Below are 15,252 nucleotides of genomic sequence, written 5' to 3'. Positions count from 1 at the left end.
AGAGGCGGGCGTTTTTCTTTCACTCGCATAGAGGCAACGGTACTTCGCTGCGGAGACCGCAGGCCTCGCACACTAACCGACGCCGGATCGGCCACAGCGGTACGTTGAGCAGCAGGATGCCAAGGAAAGCCTGGCGGCGGCCGTCCACCTTCCAGGCCACCTGGTCGCTGCCGCAACGCAAGCACTGGAACTCGCTGCTGCCCTGCTCGGCCCGCAGCGCCTCGCTTTCATCGGTGGCCAGCAGCGCCAACGCCTCTTCGCGACAGACCGTGGGCACTTGCAGGCGCACGCCGCCCAGGGCGTTGGAGTACAGCCATTGCATGTTGATGGTGTGCTCGTCGGCGACGAACGCCGGAATTCCAGCGGCCTCCAGACGGGCGCGAGCGATCTGCGCTTCCAGGGGATGGGAAAAACGGCCGATGGTCGTGAGCATGTCGCCTCCTTTCGGTCACGGTCCGACGCCGACACCTTACCCGGATCACCCCGAGCGGTAATCCCACCGCAAGAAAAAACATCAAACCTGCTGACGACTTGCGCGAAAAATGCGATGTTTCGGCCACGCTGTACCCGCACCGTCCAATCAGAACAATTCGCTACAGCGCGCCAATACAATCAGGAGATCGCCGCATGATGCAGGCCTATAAGAATAAATGGTTGCCCCTCAGTGTCCTGGCCCTTGGCATGGCCCTGTCCTTCGGCGCCAACGCCGACGAGCAGAAGTCGGTCGCCGTGACCGCCATCGTCGAGCACCCGGCGCTGGATGCCGCCCGCGACGGGGTCAAGGAAGCCCTCCAGGAGGCCGGCTACGAAGACGGCAAGAACCTCAAGTGGCAATACCAGAGCGCCCAGGGCAATACCGGCACCGCCGCGCAGATCGCCCGCAAGTTCATCGGCGACAAGCCCGACGTGATCGTCGGCATCGCCACCCCCTCGGCCCAGGCGCTGGTGGCCGCGACCAAGAGCATTCCGATCGTCTTCAGTACCGTCACCGACCCGGTCGGCGCGCGCCTGACGCCGAGCTGGGAAGCCTCCGGCACCAACGTCACCGGGGTTTCCGACATGCTCGCGCTGGACAAGCAGATCGAGCTGATCAAGAAAGTGGTGCCGGGCGCCAAGCGCATCGGCATGGTCTACAACCCCGGCGAAGCCAACTCCGTGGTGGTGGTCAAGGAACTCAAGGAACTGCTGCCGAAGATGGGCCTGAGCCTGGTCGAGGCCTCGGCCCCGCGTTCGGTGGACGTCAGTTCGGCGGCGCGCAGCCTGGTCGGCAAGGTCGACGCGATCTACACCAACACCGACAACAACGTGGTGTCCGCCTACGAGGCGCTGGTCAAGGTCGGCAACGACGCGAAGATCCCGCTGATCGCCTCCGACACCGACAGCGTCAAGCGCGGCGCGATCGCCGCCCTCGGCATCAACTACAAGGAGATGGGCAAGCAGACCGGCCGCATGGTGGTGCGCATCCTCAAGGGCGAGAAGCCGGGCGAGATCAAGCCGGAGACCAGCGACAAGCTGCAACTCTTCGTCAACCCGGGGGCCGCGCAGAAGCAAGGCGTGACCCTGTCCGACGAGCTGGTCAAGTCGGCTGCGGAAGTCATCCAGTAAAAAAGCGGCCGCCGGCCGCGGGTTTCTCGCCCGTGGCCGGACGGCACGATAATCCTGCCTTCACGCACTCGGTTACCAAGTCATGTCTCTGTTTTCCCTGTTCGGTGCCCTGGAGATCGGCCTGATCTTCAGCCTGGTGGCACTCGGCGTGTTCATCTCCTTCCGCCTGCTGCGCTTCCCCGACCTCACGGTGGACGGCAGCTTCCCGCTCGGCGGCGCGGTCTGCGCGACCCTCATCGCCCTCGGCTGGGACCCCTACAGCGCGACCCTGGTGGCCACCGCCGCCGGCGCGCTGGCCGGGCTGGCCACCGGCCTGCTCAACGTCAAGCTGAAGATCATGGACCTGCTCGCCAGCATCCTGATGATGATCGCGCTCTACTCGATCAACCTGCGCATCATGGGCAAGCCCAACGTGCCGCTGATCGCCGAGCCGACGCTGTTCACCCTGCTGCAGCCGGAATGGCTCAGCGACTATGTGTTCCGCCCGCTGTTGCTGGTATTCATCGTGATCGCCGCGAAGCTGCTGCTGGACTGGTTCTTCACCACCCAGAAGGGCCTGGCGATCCGCGCCACCGGCTCCAACCCGCGGATGGCCCGTGCCCAGGGGGTCAATACCGGCGGCATGATCCTGCTCGGCATGGCCATTTCCAACGCACTGGTGGCGCTGGCCGGCGCACTGTTCGCGCAGACCCAGGGCGGCGCCGACATTTCCATGGGCATCGGCACCATCGTCATCGGCCTGGCCGCGGTGATCGTCGGCGAGAGCATCCTGCCCTCGCGCCGGCTGATCCTGGCGACCCTCGCGGTGATCCTCGGCGCCATCGTCTACCGCTTCTTCATCGCCCTGGCGCTGAACAGCGACTTCATCGGCCTGCAGGCCCAGGACCTGAACCTGGTCACCGCGGTGCTGGTCACTGTCGCCCTGGTGATCCCGATGATGAAGAAACGCCTGCTCGGCAAGAAGGGGGCCTGACCATGCTCAGCGCGAAGAACCTGAAGATCACCTTCAACCCCGGCACTCCCATCGAGACCCGCGCCCTGCGCGGCCTGTCGCTGGACATCCCGGCCGGCCAGTTCGTCACCGTGATCGGCTCCAACGGCGCCGGCAAGTCGACCTTCCTCAACGCGGTCTCCGGCGACCTGCCGATCGACAGCGGGCAGATCCTGATCGACGACGAAGACGTCACCCGCAAGCCGGTCTGGGCCCGTGCCAACCGCGTCGCGCGGGTTTTCCAGGACCCCATGGCGGGTACCTGCGAGGACCTCACCATCGAGGAGAACATGGCCCTGGCGCAGCGTCGCGGGGCCGGCCGCGGCCTCGGCCGGGCGGTGCAAGCGTCGATGCGCGACGGTTTCCGGGAAAGCCTGGCGACCCTCGGCCTCGGCCTGGAGAACCGCCTCGGCGACCGCATCGGCCTGCTCTCCGGCGGCCAGCGCCAGGCCGTCAGCCTGCTGATGGCGGCGCTGCAACCCTCGCGCATCCTGCTGCTCGACGAACACACCGCGGCGCTCGACCCGCGCACCGCCGACTTCGTCCTGCATCTCACCGCACGGATCGTCGCCGAGAAGAAACTCACCACCATGATGGTCACCCACAGCATGCGCCAGGCGCTGGACGTCGGCGAACGCACGGTGATGCTGCACCAGGGCCAGGTGGTGCTTGACGTCTCCGGGGATGAACGCAAGGGCCTCGACGTGCCGGATCTGCTGGCGATGTTCGAGAAGGTGCGCGGCGAGAAGCTCGCCGACGACGCCCTGCTGCTCGGCTGAGCCCACCCGGCGCCTCTTCGCCCCGAGCCGGGGAGGCGCCGGCGACCTGCAACAGATCAAGGCACGCCCCGCGTCCGTCTGCCACACTCGCAGGCATCCTCCCGCCCGGATGCCCGCATGAACCTCGAACTGCTCTGGGTGGTCGGCCTGCTCGCCACCACCGTCGCCCTCTTCATCCACAACCGCCTGCGCCTGGACGTGATCGCCCTGCTGGTGATCATGGCCTTCAGCGTCAGCGGAACCCTGACCCTCAACGAGGCCCTGGCCGGCTTCAGCGATCCGAGCGTGGTGCTGATCGCCGCGCTGTTCGTGATCGGCGAAGGCCTGGTGCGCACCGGGGTGGCCTACCAGGTCGGCGACTGGCTGATCGCCCGCGCCGGCAGCAGCGAAGCGCGCCTGCTGGTGCTGCTGATGCTGGCGGTGGCCGGGCTGGGCTCGGTGATGAGTTCCACCGGGGTGGTGGCGATCTTCATCCCGGTGGTCCTGAGCATCGCCGCCAAGCTGAAGATCCCGCCGGGCCGGCTGATGATGCCGCTGGCCTTCGCAGGGCTGATCAGCGGCATGATGACCCTGGTCGCCACGCCGCCGAACATGGTGGTGAACAGCGAGCTGGCGCGCGAGGGTCATGCCGGCTTCGGCTTCTTCGCCTTCACCCCGATAGGCCTGATGGTGCTCGCCATCGGCGTGGCCTACATGCTGCTCACGCGCAACTGGCTGAACGCCGCCAGCCCGGCGGAAGTCGGCGCGCCGAAGGCGCGGCGGACCCTGCGCGACCTGATCCGCGACTACCGCCTGGCCGGCCGCGAACGGCGCCTGCAGGTACAGCTCGGCTCGCCGCTGATCGGCAGCACCCTGGAGGAACTGCAACTGCGCACCCGCCTGGGCGCCAACGTGGTCGGCCTGGAGCGGGTGCGCAAGTTCCACAGCGAGGTGGTCAAGGTCGGCGGCAGCACCGAGCTGAAGGCCGGCGACGTGCTCCTGCTGGACGTTTTCGCGCCACCGCAGGACATGGACCGGCGCTGCGCCGAGCTGAACCTGGTGCGCCTGCCGTTTCGCGCCAGCTATTTCATCGACCAGTCGCGGGAGGTCGGCATGGCCGAGGTGACCCTGCCGCCGGATTCCACCCTGCTCGGCAAGAGCGTGCTGGAACTGGGCTTCCGCTCGCAGTACGGGCTCAACGTGGTCGGCCTGCGCCGCGACCACGAGGCGCTCACCGACGGCATGCTGGAAGAGAAGCTGCGCCTGGGCGACACCCTGCTGGTGATCGGCGCCTGGAAGGCGATCCGCCAGTTGCAGGGGCGCGGCCGCGACTTCCTGGTGCTCAGCCTGCCGGCGGAGATCGACGAGGTGGCGCCAGCCCTGAGCAAGGCTCCGCATGCGCTGCTGAGCCTGGCCGTGATGGTGGCGCTGATGGTCAGCGGGGTGGTGCCCAACGTGGTCGCGGCGCTGGTCGGCTGCCTGCTGATGGGCCTGTTCCGCTGCATCGACATGGACGGCGCCTACCGTGCGATCCACTGGCAGAGCCTGATCCTGATCGTCGGCATGCTGCCCTTCGCCCTGGCCCTGCAGAAGACCGGCGGCATCGACCTGGCGGTCTCGCTGCTGGTCGACGCCCTCGGCGACGCCGGCCCGCGCGTGCTGCTGGCCAGCATGTTCCTGCTCACCGCGGCCATCGGCCTGTTCATCTCCAACACCGCTACCGCGGTGCTGATGGCGCCGATCGCCATCGCCACCGCCAACCAGATCGGCGCCTCGCCCTACCCCTTCGCCATGGTGGTGGCGGTGGCGGCCTCGGCGGCCTTCATGACGCCGATCTCCTCGCCGGTGAACACCCTGGTGCTGGGCCCCGGCCAGTACCGTTTCGGCGACTTCGTCAGGATCGGCGTGCCGTTCACCCTGCTGGTGATGTTCGTCTGCGTGCTGGTGATCCCGTGGCTGTTCCCGTTGTGACCGGACCAGGGCCGCGCCGCCCGGCAGAAACACTGGCCAGCCTCCGGCGGATGTGAATAATGCCCGCCTCGCCGTAATGGAAACCGAGATCATGCCCCGTCCGTCCAGTCCACGCCCCGACGCCGAGCGCAAGAGCGCCAGCCCGCTACACCCACGCAATCGCCATCTGGGACGCTACGACTTTCCGGGCCTGATCGCCGGCAATCCGGAGCTGGAACGCTTCGTCATCGTCAACCCGTACGGCAAGCCGAGCATCGACTTCGCCGACCCGCTGGCGGTGAAGGCCTTCAACCGCGCGCTGCTGCAACAGTTCTACGACGTGCGCGAGTGGAACATTCCCGAGGGCTACCTGTGCCCGCCCGTCCCCGGTCGCGCCGACTACCTGCACTACCTGGCCGACCTGCTCGGTGCCAGCCACGACGGCGTGATCCCGCGCGGCACCGGCCTGCGCGCGCTGGACGTCGGAACCGGAGCCAACTGCATCTACCCGCTGCTCGGCCACCACGAGTACGGCTGGCGCTTCGTCGGCGCCGACATCGACCCGCAATCGCTAGCCTCGGCCGCGGCGATCCTTGCCGCCAACCCGCGTTTCGCCGCCGCCATCGAGCTGCGCCGCCAGCCGGATCGCCGGCACATCTTCGAAGGGCTGATCGACTCCGCCGAGCGCTTCGACATGACCCTCTGCAACCCACCCTTTCACGCCTCGCTGGACGAGGCCACGCGCGGCAGCCGGCGCAAGTGGAAGAACCTCGGCAAGCTCGACCCGGGCCGCACCCTGCCGCTGCTGAATTTCGGCGGCCAGGGCGCCGAACTGCACTGCGAGGGCGGCGAAGCGGCCTTCCTCGCCAGCATGGCCGGGGAAAGCCGGGCGTTCGCCACGCAAGTGTTCTGGTTCACCACCCTGGTGTCCAAGGCGAGCAACCTGCCAAACCTCCAGGAGCGCCTGAAAACACTGGGCGCCAGCGATATCCGCGTGGTGGACATGGCCCAGGGGCAGAAGCAGAGCCGCTTCGTCGCCTGGACCTACCTCGACAAGAAGCAGCGCCGGGCCTGGCGCAGGGAGCGCTGGAGCGCAGCCGTACCGCTGGGCGAATAACCGGTACGACGCTCCCCCGCTCCCATTGTTCCCGCCTGCGGAGCGCGACGAAAGCAGAAACGAACGTCTCGATTCCGGACCCGCCGAACGCGGCGGATATCGTGCCCTACCCGAAGCGCCTGACGACAACCGGCTCAGTGCGGTGGAGTGATAGCCGGCGTCGTGGCCAGCCTGGCCTTCCTCCAGGAGATTGAAGGCGCCCCCACAACGGCCGTGGTTGCGCTACCAGAGGGCGATATCGTAGGTCAGGTAGATCCGGTTGCTGTCGCGCCCTCGGGAAAAATCCGAACGGTAGACATAATTGCGTAGTTTCACCCCCAGTCCTTTCACAGGCCCCGACTGCACCACGTAAGCCAACTCCGCATCACGTTCCCACTCTTTCTCTCCGCGCTCGCCGGAACGGCCGTTGCTACCGCCCAGATAGCGCACCATGAAGGTCAGCCCCGGCACAGCCGCAGCCACGAAATCATAGGAATATCTGGCCATCCAGGTCTTCTCTTCCTCTCCGATGAACTTGCCGATGCCGACATTGCTGAACGAATACACCGTAGCTCCGCTGACATAGGGCAACCCCGCCTCACCATCGAGCCACTGGTATCCCGCGCCGAAGACGTGCCCGGAGTGCCTGAAGCCCAGTTGCCCGCTGAACATGTCGTTGTCGATCCCCCCGGCATGGGCCGCACCCATGTCATGGCTGCGGAAATAACGCAGGTCCGTGGTCAGCAGGCCGCCAGCCAATGCCAGGTCGTGCTGCATGCCGACGAAATCCTGCCGGTAGAAATGCTCCAGTTGGCCATGGAAGTAGCTCAAGCGCAGGCGTTCGCCGACGGAGCGCTCCATGCCGGCGTAAGCGAAGCCACCGAATCCCCGGCCTGCATGAGCGTCGGCATACAAGCCGGTGCTATCGGAGGAATCGCGCAGTTTGAAACGGTCCAGATAGCCCACGTCCAGACTGAGGCCATCGATGGGGCTGCTGGTCAGTTGGGTACCCCGATACGTCTGGGGCAGCAGGCGCGCATCGTTGTAGATCAGCAGGGGATTCTTCGGCAGCAGGGTGCCGTGCCTGAGCACCGTCTGCCCGAGTCGTGCCTTGAGGGTCGCGCCGAGACTGCCGAACTCGTCCGCCGCACGACCATCGTCGTGTACCGGCAACAAGCCGGTGCCGGCGCGGCCCCGGCCGGAATCGAGGTGCACGCCCAGCAGGCCCAGGGTGTCGATCCCCAGTCCCAGCGAACCGTCGGTGTAGCCGGACTGGTAGTCGAACAGCAGCCCCTGCGCCCACTCGACACGCTCGCTCCTGGCATTGGCGGCGGCGCGCGGGCTCATGCCGTGTTCGTCACGGAAGTTCTCGTTGAAATAGACATTGCGCAGTTGCAGCCTGAGCCTGCTCTCTTCGATGAACCCGGCTGCGCCGGCAGCGGACAGCCAGGCGCACAGCAGGCCGCAGGCGGCCCCGCGCAGTATGAGTGACGACATGCAAAGTACCCTCTTTCGGTTATCGGCGCCGGGCTTCGCTCAGACGAAAAAGGACAGCGCGCCGGTGGCCAGAGCCAGCGCGGTGATGACCAGCGAGGTCAGCACCGCCCACTTGACCGTCGCTCGCTGGAAATCGCCGATGTCACGATCGACCATCCCCATCAGCAGCAAGGTCGAGGCCACCAGCGGACTCATCAGGTGTACCGGCTGGCCCAGCACCGAGGCGCGGGCGATTTCCACCGGATCGATGCCATAGGCGGCGGCCGCGTTGGCCAGGATCGGCACCACGCCGAAGTAGTAGGCATCGTTGGAGAGCACGAAGGTCAGCGGCATGCTGGTCAGCGCCACCACCAGCGGGAACCAGTGCCCCCAGGCGTCGGGAATCCAGCCGACCAGCGCCTGGGCCAGCGCATCGACCATCCGGGTGCCGGAAAAGATGCCGGCGAAGATGCCGGCGGCGAATACCAGCAACACCACCGTCATGGCGTTGCCGGAGTGAGCCTGGATGCGCTGCTTCTGTTGCTCCAGCGCCGGGTAGTTGATCATCAGCGCGGCGACGAAACCGATCATGAACAGGATCGCGGCGTGCATCGCCCCCAGGACCAGCGCGGCCATCACCGCGATGACCAACGCCAGGTTCATGTAGGCCAGGCGCGGACGCTTGTGTGGAGTGGCCTCCAGGATCGCCTCGATGTAGCAATCGCCACCACCGGATTCGAGCCTGACGTTGCCGATGCGCCTGCGTTCGGAGCGGCCAAGCAGGAACGCGCTGAATACAACCCAGGCGGCGCCGCCGACCATGGTCGGCAGCATGGGTATGAAGTATTCCGAGGCATCCAGGCCAAGGGCGGCGATGGCGCGGGTCGCAGGCCCGCCCCAGGGGCTGAGTCCGCTCATGATGCTCAGCGACAGCATCGACAGCGTGGCCAGGATCATCGGGTCCATGCCGATGCGCCTGTACAGCGGCAGCATGGCGGCGCAGGTGATCATGTAGGTGGTGGTACCGTCTCCGTCGAGCGCCACCAGCAAGGACAACAACGCGGTGCCGACGGCGATCTTCATGGGATCGCCGTTGACGCGCCTGAGTATCTTGCGGATCAACGGGTCGAACAGGCCGGCGTCGATCATCAGGCCGAAGAACAGGATGGCGAACAGCAACAGCGCGGCCGACGGGGCGACCATTTTCAGCCCGTCGAGCATCAACTTGCCGAGGTCGGGGGCGAAGCCGCCGATCACGGCGAAGACGATCGGCACCAAGGTCAGGGCAACGATCGGCGACAAGCGTTTGCTCATGATCAGGCAGGTGAAGGTCACCACCATGAGCAGGCCCAGAAGTGCGAGCATGGTTTGCATCTCTTGTTCTTATTGTTCCTGCGGCCGCCCGCCGGGCAGACGGCCCCCAGCCCCGACCGGCCTCGAAAAGGCAGCGGGCGGGATCGTAAGTCGACTATGGATAGGCTGGGAACGTGCTCAGGCGTTGCGCTGAGGTTCGCTCGACCAGTCTGCCTCGAGGCGGTTCGACACCATCGGTGCAGAACCATCCAGGACGCGCACCAGGGTTTCCCGTTCGCAGGCATTTTCCGACAGGGAAATCACCACGGTGGCTACCGCGTTGCTCGCCAGGCTGGTCAGAGCCCGGGCTTCGGACATGAAGCGATCGATGCCGATCAGCAGCGCCAGCCCCGCCAGCGGAATGTCGTGGATGACCGTCAAGGTCGAAGCCAGGGCGACGAAACCGCTGCCGGTCACCCCGGCCGCCCCCTTGGACGAGAGCAGCATGATGGCGAGCATGGTGATGGTCTGACCCAGCGTCAGGTCGATGTCGCAGGCCTGGGCGATGAAGACGGCGGCCAGCGACAGGTAGATGGCCGTGCCGTCGAGGTTGAAGGAATAACCCGTAGGCAGCACCAACCCTACGACGCCCTTTCTGCAGCCCAGCGCCTCGAGTTTTTCCAGCATTCGTGGCAACACCGGCTCGGTGGAGGATGTGCCCAGCACCACCAGGAATTCCTCGCGCAGGTAGCGCAGCAGCTTCCACAGGCTGAAGCCGTGGGCCCGGCAGATACCGCCCAGCACCACCAGCACGAAGAAGGCGCAGGCGATGTACAGGGTACCGATCAGCTTGGCCAGCGCTCCCAGCGAGCTGATGCCGTACTGGCCGACGGTAAAGGCCAGGGCGCCGAAGGCGCCGACCGGGGCGAAACGCATCAGGTAGCCGAAGATACGGAAAACCATCTGCGAAGCAGACTCGATTACCACCAGTAGCGGCCGCCCCCTTTCGCCCAGCGACGACAGGGCGAATCCCGACAGCGCCGCGATGAACAGCACCGGCAGCACCTCGCCCTTGTCGAACGCACCGACAAAGGTCACGGGAATGATGTGCATGAAAAAGTCGACCACGCTCAGCCTGGCCGCCGAGGCCGCGTACTGGCCAAGTCCCTCGGTACTGAGGGTGGAAGGGTCGATATTCATGCCGTCCCCCGGACGGAACAGGGAGACCGCCGCCAGGCCGATCGCCAGGCTGATCACGGTCAGCACCAGGAACAGCAGCAGCGTCTTGCCCATCAGGCATCCCAGGGAGCGTTTGTCGGTCATGCCGGCGATGCCGGTGACGATGGTGCAGAACACCACGGGCGCGATCATCATCTTGACCAGCTTGATGAAGGCGTCGCCCAGCGGCTTCAACGCGACCGCCTGGTCCGCCCATACATGACCGATCAGCACACCCAGCACGACGGCGCAGAGAATCTGGAAGTACAACGACTTGACGAGTTTCATGAGGCATCACCCATTGTTGAAATTGTTCGGATGCGCTTTGGGGATTACACAGCCTGTGCTTCAGCCAGCCAGCTTGCGCTGGCTCGATACATAGACGAAGCCCGAGAAAAGGCGCCGCGCGGTACGCACGACCGAAGCCTGGATCGTCTGTCCTTCCGTGCCGCTGCGTGAAAGTGCCACGTCGATCACGCCACAGGGATGTTCCAGGCGAACCTCTGTCAGGTCCCAGGCCCTATCGCCGATCATGCGCATGGCCACGCTTCCCGGGCTGACGCAGGCGGTCGCCAGGCCGATGGCCCCGGTAATGGCCAACGCACGATGACAGTTGTGCGGCATGAAGTAGCGCACCTGGAGGGTACCGCCGTGCTGCGGAGGGGAAATCAGCACCGGCTTGGGAATGACCATGCCACTGACATCGCCTAGCCCCATTGCCCTGCCCGCCCGCAGGCGCAGTGCCTCCAGGCGCTGCAACAGGCGGGTGTCGGCATCCAGCCAGGCCGGGGTTTCCGAGCCTGAGACGCCCAACTGGCGAGCCTCGACGATCATCATCGGCATAGCCATGTCGATGCACGTGATCGCCACCCCGTCGATCACGTCCAGCGCGCCGCCGGTGGGGAACAGCCTGCCCGTCTTGCTGCCTACCGCATCAAGGAAGGTCAGCAGCACAGGGGCGGCCGTGCCTGGCACGCCATCGATCGCCGTGCGGCCTTCGTAGCGAACCACCCCTCCAGGGGTCTCGACCAGCGCATCGACGAAGGTGTTGGTATTGAGATTACGGATACGCACCAGCGTCTTGCCAGCCTGGGCCTCGACCAGGCCTTGCTCGATGGCGAACGGCCCCACGGCGCAAAGCATGTTGCCGCAGTTGGGCGCGGTGTCGACCCGGCGCTGGCCGACCATCACCTGGACGAACAGGTAATCGACATCGGCCTCGGGGTGCGGCGACGGGCTGACGATGGCTACCTTGCTGGTTTGCGGACTGCCACCACCGATTCCGTCGATTTCCAGCTCGTGGCCCGAGCCCATCAGGTCGATCAACAACTCGTCACGCTCAGCGATATTGGCAGGCAGGTCCCGGGCATGGAAGAACGGGCCTTTGGAAGTACCGCCGCGCATCAGGACACAAGGGATTCGTTGCATTTCCACTGACTCTTGTTGATCAATTGGCATGATTGATGTGTTTGAAACAAGAGTGACAGAGGCGTATAAATCAATCCAATGCAAATATCAGCCAGATTATTGCGTTTAACAAATCAATAATTATCTGGGATCGAGAGAAGAATCATGGAATATGAGCTGCAAGATCTTAAATCTTTCGTGAAAATCGCAGAACTCGGCAGCTTTCATGAAGCTGCCGACGCGCTTCACCTGTCCCAACCAGCCCTGAGTCGGAGGATGAAGAAACTCGAAGAAGGGCTAGGCACGCCTCTCCTCGATCGCACTACCCGGCGCGTCAGTCTGACCAGCGTCGGCCGTGACTTTCTGCCCAAGGCTCGCCGCCTGCTCGACGACTTCGAAGACTCGATCCTCAGCATTCGTGAACTCGCGGAGCGCCAGACGGGGCAGGTCACCCTTGCCTGCATCCCCACGGCGGCCTTCTACTTCCTGCCGTCCGTGATCCGCCTCTACAACGAGCAATACCCGAAAATCCGCATCCGCCTGCTGGATCTGAGCGCCAACGATGGACTCGAGTCCGTATTGCGCGGCGAGGCCGACTTCGGCATCAACATGATGAGCGGCCAGCACCCTGACATCGAATTCGTCCCCCTGGTCCAGGAACACTTCGTGCTGGCCTGCCGACGGGACCACGAGCTGGCCGGGCGCGCCTCGGTGACCTGGACCGAACTGGCCGACTATCGCCTGATCGGCGTAGGCCGGCTCAGCGGCAATCGCATGCTGCTCGACCACGCGCTCTCCGGCCTCAGTTGGCGCCCCAAATGGTTCTACGAGGTCCAGCACCTGTCCACCTCACTGGGCATGGTCGAAGCTGGGTTGGGCGTCTCGGCGATGCCCAGCCTGGCCATGCCAGCGGATGACCACCCGACCCTGGTCAGCATCCCGCTGATCGAACCGCAGGTCACACGCACCCTCGGGATGGTCTACCGCCGTGGTGCTTCGCTCTCGCCCGCCGCGGAAAAGTTCGTTTCGATTCTCCTGGAAAAATGGTCCGGCGACTGATGCCTCTCCACATCTCGAAAACGCCCATAGCCAATCGTCGGCGGAGCCAGCCCCGCACGAACTCTGCCGCGGACAACCACAACAGCGCTTCGACCATGTCGACCAGCTCATGTATCGACACCAGTTGCCACCCTTCACGCCCGGTGGTTCAGACCGGCGGCGTCTCCAGGAACACCGGCAACCCCTCCGCATAATCCGAATAGCCCGCCAGTTCCGGGTATTCGCCGGCGACGTCCCGCTCGGCGACCACCAGTTGGCTGAAGCGCCAGGCCACCGCGACGGTCACCCCGACCAGGTCGAGGCCGCCGTCGCGCGCCAGCGGTTCCTGGCGCAGCGCCGCCTCCAGCCAGTCGAAGGCCGCCAGCAACTGCCCTTCCACCCGCTCCAGCCAGGGGCCGTGGCGGCGCTCCTCGGGGCGCAGGTTCAGTTCGTAGTAGATCTGCACCGATTTCTCGCAGGCCACCAGCGCCGCGCCGATCAGGCTCAGCGCTCGTGCACGGACCTCCGGCCGTTGCGGCAGCAGGCTGCGTTCCGGGCCGGCCAGGCACTCCAGGTAATCGAGGATCAGGCTGGAATCCATCAGCACGGTGCCGTCGTCGAGCACCAGGCTGGGCGCCTTGACCATCGGGTTGAACAGGCTGAACGCCTCGAAATTGCGAAATACCGACAGCGGCCGATGTTCGTAGGGCAGGTCCAGCAGGCGCAGGGCGATGGCGACCCGGCGGACGAAAGGCGAATCCAGCATACCGATCAGTTGCATCGCGGCATCCTTTGTCGATGATTAAGCGCCGCTAAGAGGGCAGCGCCTGGAAAAATCACTCTAGTCGTTGCACAGCGCGAAAAATATCGAGATAAATTCAGCGAATCCTTTAGAAAAACTTACATGAGCGACCTTCCTCCCCTCACTGCGCTGCGCAGCTTCGAAGCGGTCGCCCGGCTCGGCAGCATCAGCCAGGCCGCCAGCGAGCTGCACGTCACTCACTCGGCGATCAGCCAGCAGATCAAGCTGCTGGAAAACCTCCTCGGCCTGGCCCTGTTCGTCCGCGAGGGGCGCGGCCTGCGCCTGAGCGAGAACGGCCGGTTCTACGCCCTGCAGGTACGCGCCTCGCTGGGCGAGATCGCCGACGCCACGCGGGTGGTGCGGGCGCGTCCGCGGGAGGGTGAGCTGGTGGTCACGGTGATGCCGTCCTTCGGCCTGAACTGGCTGCTGCCGCGCCTGCCGCGTTTCCGCCAGCGCCATCCGCAGTGCCGGGTGCGACTGATCGCCAGCCTCGACGTGCAGAACCTGCGCCAGGGCCTGGCGGACCTTGGGGTGCGGATCGGCAAGGGTGATTGGGAAGGGGTCGGCTGTGAACGGCTGTTCGACGACGAACTGCTGATGGTCGCCGCGCCCGCTTTCAACGGCGGCCGCCTGCCACGCACGCCGAGCGAGATCGTCGCCTGCCCGACCCTGCGCTCCACCGAATCCTGGGCGCTCTGGTGCCAGCGCGCCGGCGTGGCGGAACCGCAGCACGGGTTGCTGATCAACGATTCGAACCTGTTGCTGGAGGCCGTGCGCCTGGGCCAGGGCATCGCCCTGGAGCGGCGCAGCCTGGTCGCCGGCGCCCTCGCCGAGGGCCGCCTGGTGCAACTGGGCGAGATCCGCGTGCCCTACCCCTATCCCTACTGGCTGGTCTGGCCGCAGCGCGAGGCGCCGAGCGAGCGTCACCAGGCCTTCGCCGACTGGCTGCGTGAGGAGGCCCGGCGCTACCAGGCCGAGCAGCCGCCGCTCAGCGAATGAAGTTGCGGCTGATCTCGCGGAAGCGCTCGCTGCCGGCGCGTTCCATCCATTCGAAGGCGACCATCTCCCGCGACACGATCATCGCTCCGGCCTGGCGCATCCGCTCCACGGCCAGCGCCTTGTCGCCCGGCCGCCGCGAGCCGATCGCCTCCTCCACGACGAACACCTCGCGCCCGCGGCCAAGCAGGTCGAGCACGGTCTGCAGCACGCAGACGTGCGCCTCGCTGCCGCAGACCACGAACTGCCGGCGGTCGCCGCCGGGCGCGCGCAGCAGGGCGCCGTCGGCGGCGGCCGAAAAGTCCAGCTTCTCGAGGATCTGCGTGGCGTCCAGTTCGTCGCGCAGGGCCGCCACCGTCGGCCCCAGGCCCTTGCTGTACTGCTCGCTGGCCAGCACCGGCACGTCCAGCGCGCGGGCCACGCGCAACAGCCACTGGCTGTACTCGACCAGCGCCGGGCCGTGGTCGATGGCCGGCAGCAGGCGTTCCTGGATGTCGACCAGCAGCAGGGTCGAGGTTGCGGCGCGGATCAGCATGGCGTCCTCCTTCGGTTCGACGTCTCGGTTCGTCTGACTTAGGCTTGCACGGCACGGACGCCATGGACAGCGCGCCCTCCCTCAACC

Annotated in this window: 14 protein-coding genes; 7 read left to right on the top strand and 7 right to left on the bottom strand. The window is 65.8% G+C overall.

Translation table 11 applies throughout. The annotated features are described in order from the left end of the window. Window positions 1-19: 19 nt before the first annotated feature. On the bottom strand, window positions 20-433 hold the full coding sequence (locus B7D75_RS05630; protein ID WP_003157606.1) for a putative signal transducing protein: 414 nt from the start codon (window positions 431-433) through the stop codon (window positions 20-22). A 194-nt stretch (window positions 434-627) separates the two neighbouring features. Between B7D75_RS05630 and B7D75_RS05625 the strand changes: the two genes are divergently transcribed. From B7D75_RS05625 to rlmF, 5 genes are all read left to right on the top strand, one after another. Further along, window positions 628-1,605, top strand: coding sequence for an ABC transporter substrate-binding protein (locus B7D75_RS05625; protein ID WP_107113821.1), 978 nt, complete (start codon window positions 628-630; stop codon window positions 1,603-1,605). A gap of 82 nt (window positions 1,606-1,687) precedes the next feature. Next, window positions 1,688-2,578, top strand: a complete 891-nt coding sequence (locus B7D75_RS05620; RefSeq protein WP_003157608.1) for an ABC transporter permease — start codon at window positions 1,688-1,690, stop codon at window positions 2,576-2,578. 2 nt (window positions 2,579-2,580) lie between these two features. After that, window positions 2,581-3,375, top strand: coding sequence for an ABC transporter ATP-binding protein (locus B7D75_RS05615; RefSeq protein WP_012074543.1), 795 nt, complete (start codon window positions 2,581-2,583; stop codon window positions 3,373-3,375). A 117-nt stretch (window positions 3,376-3,492) separates the two neighbouring features. Beyond that, window positions 3,493-5,325 (top strand): SLC13 family permease, encoded by a 1,833-nt coding sequence (locus tag B7D75_RS05610; RefSeq protein WP_107113820.1) that lies wholly within the window; start codon window positions 3,493-3,495, stop codon window positions 5,323-5,325. Window positions 5,326-5,416: 91 nt separating this feature from the next. Then, window positions 5,417-6,421 carry a 23S rRNA (adenine(1618)-N(6))-methyltransferase RlmF gene (gene rlmF, locus B7D75_RS05605; RefSeq protein WP_034081235.1) on the top strand — a complete coding sequence of 335 codons (1,005 nt, stop codon included), beginning with the start codon at window positions 5,417-5,419 and terminating at the stop codon, window positions 6,419-6,421. Between the two features lie 222 nt (window positions 6,422-6,643). On the opposite strand, the gene B7D75_RS05600 is transcribed toward rlmF, so the two are convergent. The 4 genes from B7D75_RS05600 to B7D75_RS05585 form a co-directional block, all read right to left on the bottom strand. Next, window positions 6,644-7,897 (bottom strand): OprD family porin, encoded by a 1,254-nt coding sequence (locus tag B7D75_RS05600; RefSeq protein ID WP_043100979.1) that lies wholly within the window; start codon window positions 7,895-7,897, stop codon window positions 6,644-6,646. Window positions 7,898-7,936: 39 nt separating this feature from the next. Next, window positions 7,937-9,241 carry a CitMHS family transporter gene (locus B7D75_RS05595; RefSeq protein ID WP_012074539.1) on the bottom strand — a complete coding sequence of 435 codons (1,305 nt, stop codon included), beginning with the start codon at window positions 9,239-9,241 and terminating at the stop codon, window positions 7,937-7,939. A 126-nt stretch (window positions 9,242-9,367) separates the two neighbouring features. Continuing rightward, window positions 9,368-10,675 carry a C4-dicarboxylate transporter DctA gene (dctA, locus tag B7D75_RS05590; protein WP_107113819.1) on the bottom strand — a complete coding sequence of 436 codons (1,308 nt, stop codon included), beginning with the start codon at window positions 10,673-10,675 and terminating at the stop codon, window positions 9,368-9,370. 60 nt (window positions 10,676-10,735) lie between these two features. Next, window positions 10,736-11,815, bottom strand: a complete 1,080-nt coding sequence (locus tag B7D75_RS05585; protein ID WP_107113818.1) for a 4-oxalomesaconate tautomerase — start codon at window positions 11,813-11,815, stop codon at window positions 10,736-10,738. Window positions 11,816-11,959: 144 nt separating this feature from the next. Between B7D75_RS05585 and B7D75_RS05580 the strand changes: the two genes are divergently transcribed. Next, window positions 11,960-12,853: a LysR family transcriptional regulator gene (locus B7D75_RS05580; RefSeq protein WP_003151833.1), complete on the top strand. Its 894-nt coding sequence runs from the start codon at window positions 11,960-11,962 to the stop codon at window positions 12,851-12,853. Between the two features lie 148 nt (window positions 12,854-13,001). On the opposite strand, the gene B7D75_RS05575 is transcribed toward B7D75_RS05580, so the two are convergent. Next, the gene (locus B7D75_RS05575; protein WP_107113817.1) at window positions 13,002-13,613 is read right to left on the bottom strand and encodes a glutathione S-transferase; all 612 of its coding nucleotides are present in this window, start codon (window positions 13,611-13,613) and stop codon (window positions 13,002-13,004) included. A gap of 123 nt (window positions 13,614-13,736) precedes the next feature. Between B7D75_RS05575 and B7D75_RS05570 the strand changes: the two genes are divergently transcribed. Next, window positions 13,737-14,633, top strand: coding sequence for a LysR substrate-binding domain-containing protein (locus tag B7D75_RS05570; protein ID WP_012074535.1), 897 nt, complete (start codon window positions 13,737-13,739; stop codon window positions 14,631-14,633). Here the strand turns inward: B7D75_RS05570 and B7D75_RS05565 are convergent. Further along, complete coding sequence (locus tag B7D75_RS05565) at window positions 14,623-15,165, bottom strand: hydrolase (protein WP_012074534.1); 543 nt, start codon at window positions 15,163-15,165, stop codon at window positions 14,623-14,625. The two genes, B7D75_RS05570 and B7D75_RS05565, sit on opposite strands and share 11 nt — an antisense overlap. Window positions 15,166-15,252: the final 87 nt, after the last annotated feature.

The sequence above is a fragment of the Pseudomonas paraeruginosa genome (assembly GCF_003025345.2).
Lineage (GTDB): Bacteria > Pseudomonadota > Gammaproteobacteria > Pseudomonadales > Pseudomonadaceae > Pseudomonas > Pseudomonas paraeruginosa.
The sequence above is the reverse complement of the archived record's forward strand: the minus strand, read 5'-3'. Positions and strand labels throughout refer to the sequence as shown.

Bases quoted from the DNA above. Each gene is read 5' to 3' on its own strand.
- B7D75_RS05630 (WP_003157606.1), bottom strand. From the start codon at position 433: ATGCTCACGACCATCGGCCGTTTTTCCCATCCCCTGGAAGCGCAGATC.
- B7D75_RS05625 (WP_107113821.1), top strand. From the start codon at position 628: ATGATGCAGGCCTATAAGAATAAATGGTTGCCCCTCAGTGTCCTGGCC.
- B7D75_RS05620 (WP_003157608.1), top strand. From the start codon at position 1,688: ATGTCTCTGTTTTCCCTGTTCGGTGCCCTGGAGATCGGCCTGATCTTC.
- B7D75_RS05615 (WP_012074543.1), top strand. From the start codon at position 2,581: ATGCTCAGCGCGAAGAACCTGAAGATCACCTTCAACCCCGGCACTCCC.
- B7D75_RS05610 (WP_107113820.1), top strand. From the start codon at position 3,493: ATGAACCTCGAACTGCTCTGGGTGGTCGGCCTGCTCGCCACCACCGTC.
- rlmF (WP_034081235.1), top strand. From the start codon at position 5,417: ATGCCCCGTCCGTCCAGTCCACGCCCCGACGCCGAGCGCAAGAGCGCC.
- B7D75_RS05600 (WP_043100979.1), bottom strand. From the start codon at position 7,897: ATGTCGTCACTCATACTGCGCGGGGCCGCCTGCGGCCTGCTGTGCGCC.
- B7D75_RS05595 (WP_012074539.1), bottom strand. From the start codon at position 9,241: ATGCTCGCACTTCTGGGCCTGCTCATGGTGGTGACCTTCACCTGCCTG.
- dctA (WP_107113819.1), bottom strand. From the start codon at position 10,675: ATGAAACTCGTCAAGTCGTTGTACTTCCAGATTCTCTGCGCCGTCGTG.
- B7D75_RS05585 (WP_107113818.1), bottom strand. From the start codon at position 11,815: ATGCAACGAATCCCTTGTGTCCTGATGCGCGGCGGTACTTCCAAAGGC.
- B7D75_RS05580 (WP_003151833.1), top strand. From the start codon at position 11,960: ATGGAATATGAGCTGCAAGATCTTAAATCTTTCGTGAAAATCGCAGAA.
- B7D75_RS05575 (WP_107113817.1), bottom strand. From the start codon at position 13,613: ATGCAACTGATCGGTATGCTGGATTCGCCTTTCGTCCGCCGGGTCGCC.
- B7D75_RS05570 (WP_012074535.1), top strand. From the start codon at position 13,737: ATGAGCGACCTTCCTCCCCTCACTGCGCTGCGCAGCTTCGAAGCGGTC.
- B7D75_RS05565 (WP_012074534.1), bottom strand. From the start codon at position 15,165: ATGCTGATCCGCGCCGCAACCTCGACCCTGCTGCTGGTCGACATCCAG.